Annotated in this window: 9 protein-coding genes; 2 read left to right on the top strand and 7 right to left on the bottom strand. The window is 44.7% G+C overall.

Annotation, left to right across the window (positions count from 1 at the left end):
- Positions 1–462: 462 nt before the first annotated feature.
- The 4 genes from WFI24_RS08240 to WFI24_RS08225 all read right to left on the bottom strand — a co-directional run bounded on the left by WFI24_RS08240 (position 463) and on the right by WFI24_RS08225 (position 6,419).
- Positions 463–2,346, bottom strand: coding sequence for a beta-glucoside-specific PTS transporter subunit IIABC (locus tag WFI24_RS08240; protein WP_336759883.1), 1,884 nt, complete (start codon positions 2,344–2,346; stop codon positions 463–465).
- Positions 2,347–2,556: 210 nt separating this feature from the next.
- Positions 2,557–3,387, bottom strand: a complete 831-nt coding sequence (gene licT / locus WFI24_RS08235; RefSeq protein ID WP_336759882.1) for a BglG family transcription antiterminator LicT — start codon at positions 3,385–3,387, stop codon at positions 2,557–2,559.
- A gap of 291 nt (positions 3,388–3,678) precedes the next feature.
- Positions 3,679–5,121: a 6-phospho-beta-glucosidase gene (locus WFI24_RS08230; protein WP_336759881.1), complete on the bottom strand. Its 1,443-nt coding sequence runs from the start codon at positions 5,119–5,121 to the stop codon at positions 3,679–3,681.
- A 467-nt stretch (positions 5,122–5,588) separates the two neighbouring features.
- Complete coding sequence (locus WFI24_RS08225) at positions 5,589–6,419, bottom strand: amidohydrolase family protein (protein ID WP_336759880.1); 831 nt, start codon at positions 6,417–6,419, stop codon at positions 5,589–5,591.
- 318 nt (positions 6,420–6,737) lie between these two features.
- Here WFI24_RS08225 and WFI24_RS08220 point away from each other — a divergent pair, with 318 nt between their 5' ends.
- A complete protein-coding gene (locus tag WFI24_RS08220) occupies positions 6,738–8,468 on the top strand; it encodes a cellulase family glycosylhydrolase (RefSeq protein ID WP_336759879.1) in 1,731 nt (576 codons plus the stop codon).
- 130 nt (positions 8,469–8,598) lie between these two features.
- Positions 8,599–9,498 carry a manganese catalase family protein gene (locus WFI24_RS08215; protein ID WP_336759878.1) on the top strand — a complete coding sequence of 300 codons (900 nt, stop codon included), beginning with the start codon at positions 8,599–8,601 and terminating at the stop codon, positions 9,496–9,498.
- Between the two features lie 126 nt (positions 9,499–9,624).
- Here WFI24_RS08215 and WFI24_RS08210 read toward each other — a convergent pair whose 3' ends face one another.
- From WFI24_RS08210 to WFI24_RS08200, 3 genes are all read right to left on the bottom strand, one after another.
- On the bottom strand, positions 9,625–11,607 hold the full coding sequence (locus WFI24_RS08210) for a sucrose-specific PTS transporter subunit IIBC (RefSeq protein WP_336759877.1): 1,983 nt from the start codon (positions 11,605–11,607) through the stop codon (positions 9,625–9,627).
- Positions 11,608–11,633: 26 nt separating this feature from the next.
- Entirely contained in the window at positions 11,634–13,109 is a 1,476-nt protein-coding gene (locus tag WFI24_RS08205; protein WP_336759876.1) for a glycoside hydrolase family 32 protein, read from the bottom strand.
- 346 nt (positions 13,110–13,455) lie between these two features.
- Positions 13,456–14,439, bottom strand: a complete 984-nt coding sequence (locus WFI24_RS08200) for a LacI family DNA-binding transcriptional regulator (protein ID WP_336759875.1) — start codon at positions 14,437–14,439, stop codon at positions 13,456–13,458.
- Between the last annotated feature and the right edge of the window lie 125 nt (positions 14,440–14,564).

Raw genomic sequence — 14,564 nt, 5'->3', positions numbered from 1 at the left:
TATTTCGTATCGATAGCGAAGCAGGCTTCTATCGATACGAGCTTATCGTGCCAGCTCGTATCAATAGAACAGTAACGTCATCATAGCGGTACCTCCAGTAGTAGTCTGTAGTGAACGCTTAACTAATTAAGATAGTCATAAAAAAACAAAGAATCACAGGCCACGGCCTGTGATTCAACGTAAACGGGAAAACGAGTATAACACTTATTTTAAGGTCAGGATGATTGAAAATGACAGACTGATCCCGTTTACTCTGAACCAATAGTCAGAGCCTTTGAACGTATTCAATTACCGATTCAAAGGAAGGAAGCGCAGTCTCATCGCATGTGTCATGTTCAATAATCCACCTTTTATTAACATGTATAGATGTACAACTCCAATTATAATTTTCCAATTCCACCATGTCAACGGAACGATGAAAACACTGTACCATCAGATTAGTACATCAGCATCAATCTACTTTTATTCCTGACCATTACCGCTACTTAATTTTAATAGAAGCTCTTGTCTACTAACCTGTCCGGTAGCCTGTGGAATTACTTCCTCGTAGTTGGCAGAATTGGTTACAATAATAGGCGTTACCGTATGATAACCAGCGGCCTTAATCTGTGCAATATCGAATTCTAGCAACAGATCCCCCGCTTGAACCCGATCGCCTTCTTTGATATGGGAGACAAAATGCTGCCCGTCCAGCTTGACCGTATCTACGCCAACGTGAACCAATATCTCAGCACCCGTGTCTGACACAACAGCCAAGGCATGTTTCTTTTTGAATGCAACCGTAACTGTACCGTCAAAAGGCGCTACCACTCTGCCCACTGCTGGCTCAATCGCAATTCCTTTGCCCATTGCTCCCGATGCAAAGGCCGGATCTGGAACTTCCGACAATTCCACAATAGTTCCTTGGATTGGGCTAAATACAACTTCGTCTGAAGCATCCGTTGCACGAACAGGTTGCTCGGCGGATGCAGTAGGTTCAGTTTTTGTTTCTTCTTCGACCGGATCTTTGAAGCCCATGATGTACGTCAGTACAGCAGAAACGACGAACGATACTACGATACCCAGAATTAATCCAGGGAAGCCTTGTCCACCTGGTCCGTAGAAGATCGGCAAGGTCAGCAACCCCGGTGCGCCAGATGCGAATGCCAATGTACCCGCTTGTCCAATAATAGCTCCACCGGCTGCACCGCCGATAACTCCTGCGATGAATGGACGTTTCAGTGGTAATGTTACCCCATAGATGGCCGGTTCAGTGATACCGAACAATGCTGTCAATGTGGATGATCCCGCCAATGTTTTCAGTTTTTTGTTCTTGGTTTTTAGCATAACCCCAAAAGCTGCACCCGTTTGGGCAAAGATCGAAGCCGTTGCAGCTGGTTTAACCCCGTCCTGTCCATACACAGCAACGTTGTTTATAAATACAGGAATCAGACCCCAGTGAACTCCGAAGATAACGAGCAACTGCCAGCTTGCACCCATCACCGCCCCTGCGAGCAATGGACTGAATCCAAAAGCAGCAACGAGTCCGGCTGCAATTGCATTACCAACGTAAACACCAAATGGTCCAAATACCAACAGTGTCAGTGGTACCATAATCACTAGCAAAAACAATGGTGTAACAAAGTTTTTCACACTATCGTGAAGTGTTTTATTAAAGAGTTTTTCCAACTTGCTCATGACAATGACAGCTAAAATAATTGGAATAACTGTAGATGAATAGTTCATCAGGATTACAGGAATACCGAAGAAATCCGTGGGTGTTCCCTCTGCTTTTAGCGTAATGATGGATGGATAGATTAACGCCCCCGCAATCGTCATCGCTACAAACATATTCCCCTGGAATTTACGTGCTGTTGTAACCGCTAACAACAGAGGCAGGAAATAGAAGAGACTATCTGCTGCTGCATACAGGATCGTATATGTTGTTTCTGTTGTTTCCAGCCATCCAATATTGCTTGCAATCAACAATAACCCTTTTAGAATACCCGCTCCCGCCATAACACCCAGAAGTGGTGCAAAGATGCTGGATATGATATCGATAATCCCCCCGAGCCCTTTGGCTGCTTTGCGAGGTTTTTCTTTATCTGACGAATCCTCCAGAATGTTACTAATCTGTCCAATGGCACTATAGACTTCAGGCACCTTGTTACCAACAACCACCTGGAACTGTCCTCCATTTTCTTTGACTGCAATGATGCCTTCTGTTTTCTCCAATTTGGCTTTATCTGCCTTCGCATCGTCCTTCAATACGAATCGTAACCGTGTCGCACAATGAACCAGTGATTCCACATTTTTCTCACCGCCAACCAGTTCTACAATCTCTTTGGCCAGTTTCTCTTGACTCATGATCTACACCCCCATTTTTTCTCAAACAGGCCCTTTACCGATTTTTTGCACGCAAAAAACCTAAGCCTTGAGTGAGGGGACACAACGGTCCTGACCTTCTCATGACTTAGGTTTTGCCTGCGTAACCAGTAACAATCCCAGTTAAATCGTATTCAATTCCTGTTAATCACATATTATTATAATTAAACCATTTTTGTCAACATTTAATTATTATCGATTGACTACTCGTTCGATATGCACGGTTAGATACAACTTTTCTTCATTAGTTAGCTCGTGATTGTATTCCTTTTTGACAAACAGCTCAATTTTCTCCGTACACGCAGCGGCATCCGGGTGCTTCTCCTTAATCATGTCATAGAAATGATCATAGTTGTTGTCGTAATGCGTACCACTGAGCACACGCTGGGAGAAGAACTTCAGATGTGTGATAAAGCGAAAATAACTGAGAGAGTCCTCATCAAATTCCATTTTAAAATGATATTTCGCTATATTAATAATCTGCTGGATAAACTTCGTAATATTCATCGTCGTAATGACTTCTTCGTTCATCTCTGCGTTGACGATATGCAGGGCAATATAAGCGGCTTCATCTGGTGGAAGCTCAATATTCATGCGGGTGTTGATCTGTTCCAGCGTCTTCAGGCCCAGTGCGAATTCGGGCTTGTACAACTGCTTGATCTCCCACATTAATGCGTTCTTGATCTCCACACCTTCCCGATAGCGTTCAATCGCGAAGTTAATATGGTCCGTAAGAGATACATAGATGTTCTCATTTAATTTTCGGCCCAGATTCTCACGTGCATACGTGATGATCTCTTCCACAATTTCAATCAGTTCCATCGGAACTTCGCGTAGCAGCATTTTGAAATTATCGGATGTTTGTTTATTTTTCAGTGCAAATACTTTCTGGATGCGGGTCTCGTCTACTTTATCCCCCGGCTTTTTCTTAAAGGCAATCCCACGTCCCATCACCACAAGCTCTGCTCCATCCGCTTGATAGATGCTAATGACGTTATTGTTGATAACCTTTGCTATTTTCACTTCAATCCCCCCGTCACGTTCCACTCTCTTGGCAGTTATACATCGTCTTTTGGGCATACAAAAAAAACCTGAAGCATCACAAAATAAACAAGACATGGTAGTCTGTTTTTTTGGTGCTTAGGTTTTGCCTACGTCGTGTAGTAACAATCCCAGAAACGATATAATTGCGTCAAGTATAGCGCGAACCTGACTATATGTCAACGCTTTCAATGTGTGGACAATCGGAAGTTCCGTGAATTCATGGTTCTTCCGATTGCTTATAATTAGAACTAATCCATTTTACCTTGAGGACTACGCGTCGCCCAGATTGGTTCCGTTAGATTCGATCACATTTTTGTACCACTCAAAACTCTTCTTCTTCAATCGTGTCAGTTCACCATGACCTTCATTATTACGATCCACGTAAATGTAGCCATAGCGTTTTCGCATCTCACCCGAGGAAGCACTCACAATATCAATAGGTCCCCAGCTGGTGTAACCAATGATGTTCACACCGTCCTGAATGGCCTCACCCATTTCGGCTACATGCCTTTTCAAGTAATCAATCCGGTACGCATCATCCACTTCACCTTCCGGGGTAACCACGTCATTGGCACCAAATCCATTCTCAACGACAAACAGTGGCTTCTGATAACGATCATGCAGTTGATTGGCGGTAATACGGAACCCTTTGGGATCAATCGTCCAACCCCATTCGGACTTCGCCAGATATGGATTGGCTACCGAGCCAAATACATTACCGCTGGTCATATTTTTGATAACTTCCGGATCGGTACTGGTTGTACGACTTGAATAGTAGCTGAAACCGATATAATCTACCGTATGATTCTTCAAGATTTCTGCATCTCCCGGCTGCATAACGATGTTCAATTCGTGGTCCTTGAAGAAACGTTTGGCGTAACCAGGATATTCCCCACGTGACTGCACATCGATGAAGAAATAGGACTCTCTATCTTTTTCCATGCCTTGGAACACATCTTCCGGATTACAGGTATACGGATAGAAGCTTCCTGCGGCGAGCATGCACCCAATCATGGCACCAGGAATAATCTCATGACATGCCTTGACTGCCAGTGCACTTGCAACCAGTTGGTGGTGAGCAGCCTGATATTGGATCTCCTTGACATTATCCCCTTCATTGAACGCCAGCCCCGCCCCAAGGAAAGGAAGATGTAGCAGCATGTTGATCTCATTGAATGTCATCCAATATTTCACCTTGTCTTTGTACCGAGTGAATACCGTTGTAGCGTACGTCTCGAATAGTGTTACCAGTTCACGACTTCTCCAGCTACCGTACTTCTCGATCAGGTGCACAGGCACGTCAAAGTGAGCCAATGTAACTACAGGTTCAATGCCGTTCTTCAACAATTCATCAAACAGGTTATCGTAAAATTGTAATCCGGCTTCATTCGGCTGTGCATCTTCTCCTGTCGGGAAAATCCGTGCCCAGGCAATGGAGACACGCAGTGCTTTGAATCCCATTTCTGCAAATAGAGCAATATCTTCGGGGTAACGGTGATAGAAGTCAATCGCTTCATGTGAAGGATAGAACTCGGTAGCGAGCGGCGTAAAGGCCGGAACATTACCTTTCATAATACTTCTGCGGTTCTCTCCTGTCGGAAGCAAGTCAACAATACTCAGCCCTTTGCCATCTTCCAGATACGCGCCCTCCGCCTGATTGGCAGCAATGGCTCCACCCCACAGAAAATCTTTAGGAAATTTAAAATTCGTCATCATCATTCTCCTTCCAAATATGTAATTCAGCTATCCGCTCAAATCCTGAAAAATATTAAAAAGACAAAATATTTAAGTTGAACTACAAAATTACACATAAACGGAGAGGACAGAAAAAATCTGGAGAAGCGAAGCTAAAAGCTTTCAATGGAAAGCTGCTTCGTAAGCATAAACTCGCATTTATCACCGGATTTCCCCTTTTAGAAAGGGATTCAAAAAAATCTGGGGATAACAGCGATTGGAAGATTGTTCTGGCCGCGAAGTCGTCCCGTGTAAAATCGTTTGTTCAGCTTAAATAGAAAAAACCCGAACCAGCCTGGATACACGAAATTGTGTAAACAAGCCAGCTCAGGTTATGCCCATATCGGTAACATTCCCAGATCATGATTATGCGGATTGGATAAAACTTTAGCAAGAATCAGAACAGTTGTCAACTTTTTGAAACCGGTTTAGCTATGGATTGTCCATTACGATATTTGATAGAACGCAGCGCATGTACCGCCAAAAATCATCTGTTGATCTGATATAGGTAGGGAATCAATGTGAGAGTTAATAAGACCGTATACGTCGGCATATCTTGCTGAAACGTTGCTCACGGGCCAGTCGGACCCGAACATTAACCGTTCCGCACCAAAGGCTTCTATGGCGATATTCAGATAGGTTGTAAAATCCTTTGGAGTCCAATTTGCCCAGTCTGCTTCCGTCACTATCCCTGAGAGTTTACAGTACGCATTCGGTTGTGCGGCCAATGACTCAAGTGCTTCTTTCCAGGGTGTGAGTATACCTGATTTTATGTCGGGTTTGGCTAGATGATCAAGTACAAATCGCTGTTCAGGGAACGCCTTAACCAGTTCAACGGCATAAGGCAGTTGCTCCTTGGATACTAACAGATCATAGGCCAAATCATACTCCTTAAGTAAGGAAATCCCCCGCTGAAAGTCTTCTCTTAATACATACTTCAGATCAGGTTCATCCTGTATGACATGACGTACGCCCTTCATATACGGATTGGACGCGAACAGTTCAAGTTGATTCCGAACTTCATCCGAACAAAGATCCACCCACCCGACAACACCTTTGATACATTCATGCCGATCTGCCAGCTGCAGAAGCCACTCGGTTTCTGTCAGTGATTGTCTGGCTTGTACCGCAATACATCCATCCATTTCTGATTGGACCAATAAAGGTTCAAGATCTTCCGGAAGAAAAGATTGACGAATGGCTTTCATCTCTTCGCCAATCCATCCGTACTCGGCGACATTGTATTCCCAGAAATGTTGATGTGCGTCCAGCTTCATATTACATCCCTCCCAGGGTATTTAAATCTAATTATCATTAAAAAGCAACCAAATGATTTTCATTTCCAATGAAATAAATGCTCACTCACAATTTATTAATATGAAAAAATCACTGATTTTCACATGATTTTTATTCCAATTGTGCAGGTATTGTCCAATATTAAATCATGATATAGTAAATTACGAAAACGCTTTCAGTACATAAATCGGTGGTGATTTCAGTATTAAACAAGTGAGTTTTTGTTTGCGTTGAGCTCTATTTTCACCCTGCTTAACCGCTATTCAAGTTCAACCATTCTATATTTGAAGGAGACTATATTGATGAAAAAAAACCGTAAATCAGTCCTTTCTCTTACGCTCGTGACTGCCATGATTCTATCTCTGTTCTCCTCGGCTATGGCTTCTGCTGCGACTGACAACAGCGAACAGGCTGATGCACCAGCTGCTCCAAGCAAAATGCAGACCTACGTAAACGCCATGGAGCCTGGGTGGAATCTGGGTAACTCTCTGGACGCCGTTGGTGAAGATGAGACTGCCTGGGGCAACCCGCGCATTACGAAGGAACTGATTCAATCGATCGCAGATGAGGGCTATAACAGTATCCGTATCCCTGTGACCTGGGAAGCCCACATCGGTGACGCACCCGACTACACAATTGATTCCGCTTACATGAACCGGGTTCAGGAAGTAGTAAACTGGGCGCTTGATGCGGATCTCTATGTCATGATCAATCTTCACCATGATTCCTGGCGCTGGATCAGTTACATGGAGAAAGACCATGACAACGTGCTTGCACGTTACAACGCTGCTTGGACTCAGATCGCGGACAAGTTCAAGGATACATCCGATAAGCTCATGTTCGAAAGTGTTAACGAACCCCGCTTCTCTGAAGGTGGCACAACGGATGCGGCTATTGGATACCGTATGCTGGACGAGTTGAATACTTCTTTTCACAAGATCGTAAGAACTTCGGGTGGAAACAACGCGACACGTCCACTCGTGCTTCCGACGATGCATACCTCTTCCGCTCAACCTGATCTGGATGAACTGAATAAGACCATTCAAAAATTGAATGACACCAATATTATTGCAACCGTTCACTACTACGGGTTCTGGCCATTCAGTGTGAACATTGCAGGTTACACCAAGTATAACGATGAAGTACAGAAGGACGTTACCGATACATTCGATCGGGTATACAATGCCTTCACAGCCAAGGGCATCCCGGTTATCGTCGGTGAGTATGGTTTGCTTGGTTTTGACCAGCACACAGGTGTCATTGAACAAGGGGAAAAGCTGAAATTCTTCGAATTTGTTGGACAATATCTGCGTCAAAAACAGATGACAACGATGTTATGGGACAACGGACAACACTTCGGTCGTACAAGTTTTACTTGGTCTGATCAGGAACTTTTTGATACCATGAAAGCCAGCTGGACAGGTCGCTCATCCACAGCCGAAACGGACCTCGTATATCTTAAACAAAATGAAGCCATTCAAGATAAGAAGGTAAAGCTCAATCTGAATGGGAACAAATTCAATTCTTTGAAGAATGGCACTACCCCTCTTGTAAGAGGTAAAGACTATACGATCAAAAAAGATGTACTTACATTAAAATCCAATCTGTTAACCAAATTGACAGCCTCTGGTGATTTGGGCGTAAATGCTACACTCACAGCTGGATTCAACCAAGGTGCTGACTGGAACTTCAATATTATTAAATATGACACACCTAAGTTGAACGATGCAACGGGTACAACCAGTGCATTTGCCATTCCGACTACGTTTAACGGTAACCAACTGGCAACGATGGAAGCAACATATGCAAACGGAGAAAACGCAGGTCCACAGAACTGGACTTCGTTCAAAGAATTCTCCTACACATTCAGCCCAGATTACGAACGTAATGTGATTGAGCTGAAACCTAACTTCTTCAATGAAACCAATGATGGCGAAGTCACGCTTAAGTTCCATTTCTGGAACGGAGATGTGCTAACGTACAAAATCACGAAAAATGGAACCAGCGTTGTTGGCGCAGCTTCCAAATAAGAACTCATCTAACGTTCTGTTCAGAGCCCAAAGCTCTGGCAGAACGTTTTGTTTTGTTTCACAAATGATCGAATAACGTACAAGTGGCCCTTCATACCTTTACACTAACGAGGACTGAGGGGGAAATGTCATGTTTAAACGTGTAGACCGTCTTGCCATCGAACTACCCATATCGAATAATCCGGATCCTAATGGGGCTAGTGCAGTTCAGGAGTTGCTCGGTGGAAAGTTCGGGGAAATGTCAACATTGAACAACTATATGTTTCAGTCATTCAATTTCAGAGGCAGATCCAAGCTGCGTCCCTTTTATGACATTGTTGCAAGTATTACTGCTGAAGAATTCGGCCATGTCGAACTTGTCGCCAATACGATTAATCTCATGCTTGAAGGTTCAACATCGCCAGGTGCTCCAGACTCCACGCCACTGCGTGTTGGTAAGGATGCACGGATGACTTCACATTTTATTGAATCTGCTCAGACAGCGCTCCCTTATGACTCCATGGGAAGACCCTGGAATGGTTCATATGTCGTGAGCAGTGGCAATCTGATCTTCGATCTGCTGCATAATTTCTTTCTTGAGTGTGGAGCCAGAACTCACAAAATGAGAGTCTACGAAATGACCGACAACAAGACAGCTCGAGAAATGACAGGTTATCTTCTTGTACGCGGCGGTGTGCACGTTCTTGCTTATGCCAAGGCACTGGAAATTGCAACGGGTGTGGATGTAACGAAGATGTTCCCTATTCCACGATTAGATAACAAAGCTTTTGAAACAACACGTAAGTGGGAAGCGATGGGAGAGCATCGCAGGCTGTACACGTTTAGTGACAAAGATTATCAGGGCATTGCTCAGATCTGGAAAGGAACACACCCAACCGATGGCGGTAAACTGGAGGCTTTTTCCGGCTTACCGGGTTATGGAGGGCCGGTACCTGAGCTGCCTGATCTGCCGGAAGAATTTGCGCCAGGGATATCCGCGGAAGATCTAATGCAGATTGCAGAGCGACTGAAGCGGCACGCTGGCCTGTAGACTCAGATTGACGTTTGTTTTTCATAAGGCGTCGATTGGATAACCGTTTCTTCGGTTTCATATGGCTATACACAAAAAAGGGAAACGGGAGAGATACATCTCTACCATTTCCCTTATTACATGCCACTATTGTGGCTCAGTAAATTTAACGATTAGTACTGCTTCCTTATTGGCTTTAACAGCACCTGTTGACGTTGCTGTAACAGTCGCAATTGCTTCATTTCCACTTGGGATCAACACGGGTGTAATCAAAGGCAAACCAGCTGCCTGAATGACATCCATGTCAAATTCAATCAACAATTGTCCTGCAGTTACACGATCTCCGCTATTCACATGTGCGGTAAAGCCGTTACCTTTCAGTCCAACCGTATTAATTCCGATATGAACCAGCATCTGTACACCTGTTTCATGCTCCAGAATCACGGCATGTTTACTCTTGTTCATCACATGCGCAATGACTCCATCAAACGGTGCATACACTTTGCCTTCTGATGGCTCAATGGCGATACCCTCACCCATGTGTTTTTCCGAGAACGCCGGGTCAGGAACCTGCTCCAGAGCAACGATGGTTCCGTTCATCGGCGAAGCTATTTCGAGCAGTTCTACCTTAGGACGATTGCTTGTAATGACATTACTAGTTGGATTGACTTGTGGATTAGAATCCATATTATTAACTTCAGTTGATGACATTCCACTATTGGCGTGGCTCACTGATTCCTCTGCAACTGGTTGATCTTTGTACCCGAAGAACCAGGTAAGTGCAAATGCAATCGCCATGGCAACCACGTTGGACAAGATGTACAACGGCAGTTGGCTGTTCAGATAGAGCAATGTTCCCGGAATAACCGTTACAGCCATGCCTGTACCTTGCAGATGGAACAAGGAAGCGATGAAACCACCTACACCACCACCAACCAGTCCCATAATAAATGGTTTCATATAACGCAAGTTAACACCAAAGATAGCTGGCTCGGTAATTCCCAGAAATGCGGACAAGGACGAAGGCAATGCCAGTGCTTTGAGCTTCGTATTTTTGGTCTTCAGACCGACTGCGAGACAAGCCGCTCCTTGTGCTGCCATGGCACAGGTAATGATAGCGTTGAACGGATTGAATCCCGTCTTTTCCAGTAGTTGAATCTCCAGGAAATTGAAGATATGATGCACACCGGTAACCACAATAATCTGATGGAAGAAACCAATGATAATACCTGCGATTCCGAAAGGAAGATCCAATACGGCAGTTGTTCCCTGCAGAACCCACTCTTCAAGAGAATGGAACACTGGGCCGATTGCGAAGAGTCCGAGCGTAATCATGACAGTTAACGTAATAAAAGGCGTCAGAATTAAATCAAGTGCCTCAGGCACTCGTCTTCTCAGAACCTTCTCGAACTTGGCTCCAATCAAACCAACGAAGAACGCAGGCAGAACAGATCCCTGATAACCCACGACAGGTATGAAGCCGAACATATGCAGAGGCTCTGCTGATCCATCTGCCACTGCATAAGCATTGGGTAGTGCCGGATTGACCAGCATTAACCCTAATACGATACCCAAAACCGGACTTCCGCCGAATACGCGGAATGCCGACCACGCTACAAGCGCAGGCAAGAATGCAAATGCCGTATCCGTCAGGATCTGAGTGAACAACAGGAAGTTTGCCGAGATATCGTCAGGTGTTGCACCGAACAACGCCAGAATTTCATTCTGGGTAAGTAATCCGCGTAATCCCATGAACAAACCTGTAGCTACCAGTACAGGAATGATGGGGACGAATACGTCACCAAACGTGCGGATAGCCCGTTGAAAAGCGTTGCCTTCTTTTTTTCCCTGATTCTTCACATCATCCTTGGACGATCCTTCGATTCCCAGCTTCTCGACCTCTTCAAAGATTCGATTCACTGTTCCCGTACCAAAGATAATCTGATATTGACCCGAGTTGAAAAAGGCGCCTTTAACTTTCTCGATGTTCTCGACCGTTTTCTGATCAATCTTCTCTTTATCTTTCACCATGATGCGAAGACGAGTTGCACAATGTGCAAAAGATGCGATATTCTCTTTGCCCCCGATGGCATGGATGACTTCCTGGGCAATGCGTTGATTCTCCGACATGTTATCTCATTCCTCTCACGTAATACTTAATAATTCCATTGGGTTGCTTCAAAATCAGCTTTGCCTCCGTGTGCAAAGAAACGAATATCCACGCTGTCCCGGCTTGGAAAAATCCGGCTGGTAAAGACCTCTTCCCCATCGTTCACAAAGATCTCAACCGAAGATGAATCCACGAACAGATGGAACTTAATCTTGTCTGTAGTAAGCGTGCATTGACGGAGTGTACCATTTTGTTCTGCTAGCTTGGCACCAGTCATGGTCCGGTCCAATACAACTTTTTGTTGAATCCGATCATACAGAAGAACCGTTTTCTCAGCTCCATCTGCCCGAAATTCGATACCGACAGTCTCTGCATCTACATGACTTATCTCGCATAACAGTTCATAGGCAATCCCCTCGAAATCAGCGAAGGATCGTCGCTCATTATCAATCGTTGCGCGAATATGAGTTCCTTCCTCCTGCTGACGCAATTCGACCATCTCTGCAACGGGTTGTTGGATTAACTTGCCGTCTCTCAGTGACAATTGCCGAGGAATGGTCAAGCAATGAGCCCAACCGCTATCATCGGTCGGATACGCCAGATCGGGAAGTCCCATCCAACCAACCAGAATACGTCTTCCGTCCGGAGCCTGCATCGTTTGCGGAGCGTAGAAGTCGAATCCACGATCCAGTTCCTGAAATTCACCATGATTGAACTCTCTCGTCTGTAGGTTCAGAGGTTCACCGGTCAGATAACCGGACTGAAAAATGTTCTGGTAATGATCTCCCGCAGCATCTAGACCTTGTGGAGAAAAGACAAGTACACCTTTCCCGTCCAGCTCCATATAATCCGGGCACTCCCACATATAGCCGAAGTTGGTTAACCCGGTGCTAATCTCACCAAGAAACTCCCAGTTCTTCAGATCTGTTGAACGATATAACACCGTACATCCCGTCTCGTCTGTTCGCTGGGCTCCGATTACGCAATAATACAACTCCCCCTGCTGCCACACTTTCGGATCTCTGAAATGTTCCGTGTATCCCGTTGGCACCGAAGAGATTACCGGATAATTCAATTTGCTTACTGGACCGCTTTCATCCAACACTGCCAAGCATTGATATGGATGTCTGACCCACGCCTCATCCCTGGTATTGCCTGTATACAGCAAGTGCAGCTTACCGTCTTTTTCAATCGCGCTACCGGAATACGCACCATGCGAGTCATATCTGTCACCCGGTTCGATTCCAATTCCGACATTTTCCCAGTTCACCAGATTCTTCGAGCGGGTATGGTACCAGTATTTCATGCCGTGTTCTGTTCCGAGCGGAAACCATTGATAGAACAGATGATAATAGCCTTGATAATATGCGAAGCCGTTAGGATCATTAAGCAGACCCGTAATGGGCTGAATGTGGTAACCCTGTCTCCATGGACACTCGGATATCTGTGCTTCAAGCTTCGCAATCTCTCCAGGCTCGGCTTGCTCAATTCGTCTGTAGCGCTGCTCTCTAGTCATTTTCATAGCTGTTCTCCATTCCTTGCTTATATAAGTTAGACCAAGAAATTTCACACTGGGACTACGATGGCAGAACAATCCTCCGATCGCTGTTATCCCCAGATTTCCTGATCCCTTTTCTATAGGGTAAAATCCGGTGATAAAGGCGAACACTACGTTTCTTTAGATTTTTTCTGCCCTCTACGTACATGTTTATTTCTTATTTAACTTATACGAAAATCAAATTATAGGAACCGGTTCCATTAGACGCAAAAAAATAATTCCATATGGCATAAATGCCTGACCAATTTGCTTATCCGAATTTTACATTCGCATTGGAACCGGTTCGATGGAATTATCATAAAGGATGTTTTTATAATTTGTCAACGCTTTCTCGAGGAATAAGTTCTACATCAAGTACTGTCCGTTCCTCCACCGACTCGCCTTTGACCAGACGAATAATGTGATTTGCCGCGACTTGACCTGCCTGTAAATAATGATATTTCACAGTCGTCAGCGTGGGATGAATCATCTCCGTAATATCATATCCGCCAAATCCGGTAACGGATAAATCTTGCGGTATTCGAATTTTATTGGAGAACGCAATCTTCATTACACCCAATGCGATATTGTCCGTAGCCCCCACGATGATCGTTGGTGTGATCTCTTTCAGTATGGCTTCAGCGGTAACGATGGCTTCTGACATCTTGAAGCTCGTCTCATAATACTTCACTTCACATTCTCCACATTCGGCAATTGCACGCTGGAACCCTTGTTTACGATGGATGCCCACCGCCTGATCTTTCTCGCTTACTCCCATGTATACCATCTTGCGGTGGCCCTGTCCTACGACATATCTGCCCATCTCATAACCGGCCTGATCATCATTGTGAACCAGACTATGTAGTTGCTCATGCTGCTGCCCCACCAACAACACGGGGATACGTATATCCTCCACTGCTTTTAGATGTGCTTCTGTCACTTCAGCAGCCAAAAGAATAATACCCGACACCTTCTGTCTTGCAAAATCATATATGGCATCAATCTCGCGTTGCATGTCCTGGCTCGTATTCGCAATCAGCATCTGATATTGATTACTTCTCAGTTCTTCATCAATTCCGATCAGTGTCTGAGATGTTGCAAAAGAATCCAGTCGCGGCACTACCGTACCGATAATACTGGTCTTCTTCGCCTTGAGACTCTGTGCAAATGTGTTGGGAACATAATTGTATTGTTTGATAATGCGCTCAATCTTCCGGCGTGTATCTTCACTAACCGATCCGCCATTCAGGAAGCGAGAGACCGTGCTCTTCGCTACACCTGCCATCTGAGCGATATCAGAAATCGTTTTATTCATAAAGACTCCTCTTAAATTCATTACTGGTTTACCTTTTATTATACTTCGAATCGTACGAACAGCAAAAGCCCGATGGTAATGTAGTAATCATACAGTTGTATGATCCGACATTCATCAGGCTGTTA

The sequence above is a fragment of the Paenibacillus sp. USHLN196 genome (genome assembly GCF_037144955.1).
Taxonomy (GTDB): domain Bacteria; phylum Bacillota; class Bacilli; order Paenibacillales; family Paenibacillaceae; genus Paenibacillus; species Paenibacillus xylanexedens_C.
The sequence above is the reverse complement of the archived record's forward strand: the minus strand, read 5'-3'. Positions and strand labels throughout refer to the sequence as shown.

Excerpts from the sequence above, each read along its gene's own strand:
- WFI24_RS08230 (WP_336759881.1), bottom strand. The coding sequence starts at position 5,121 with ATGACGAATTTTAAATTTCCTAAAGATTTTCTGTGGGGTGGAGCCATT.
- WFI24_RS08200 (WP_336759875.1), bottom strand. The coding sequence starts at position 14,439 with ATGAATAAAACGATTTCTGATATCGCTCAGATGGCAGGTGTAGCGAAG.
- WFI24_RS08205 (WP_336759876.1), bottom strand. The coding sequence starts at position 13,109 with ATGAAAATGACTAGAGAGCAGCGCTACAGACGAATTGAGCAAGCCGAG.
- WFI24_RS08225 (WP_336759880.1), bottom strand. The coding sequence starts at position 6,419 with ATGAAGCTGGACGCACATCAACATTTCTGGGAATACAATGTCGCCGAG.
- WFI24_RS08210 (WP_336759877.1), bottom strand. The coding sequence starts at position 11,607 with ATGTCGGAGAATCAACGCATTGCCCAGGAAGTCATCCATGCCATCGGG.
- WFI24_RS08240 (WP_336759883.1), bottom strand. The coding sequence starts at position 2,346 with ATGAGTCAAGAGAAACTGGCCAAAGAGATTGTAGAACTGGTTGGCGGT.
- WFI24_RS08215 (WP_336759878.1), top strand. The coding sequence starts at position 8,599 with ATGTTTAAACGTGTAGACCGTCTTGCCATCGAACTACCCATATCGAAT.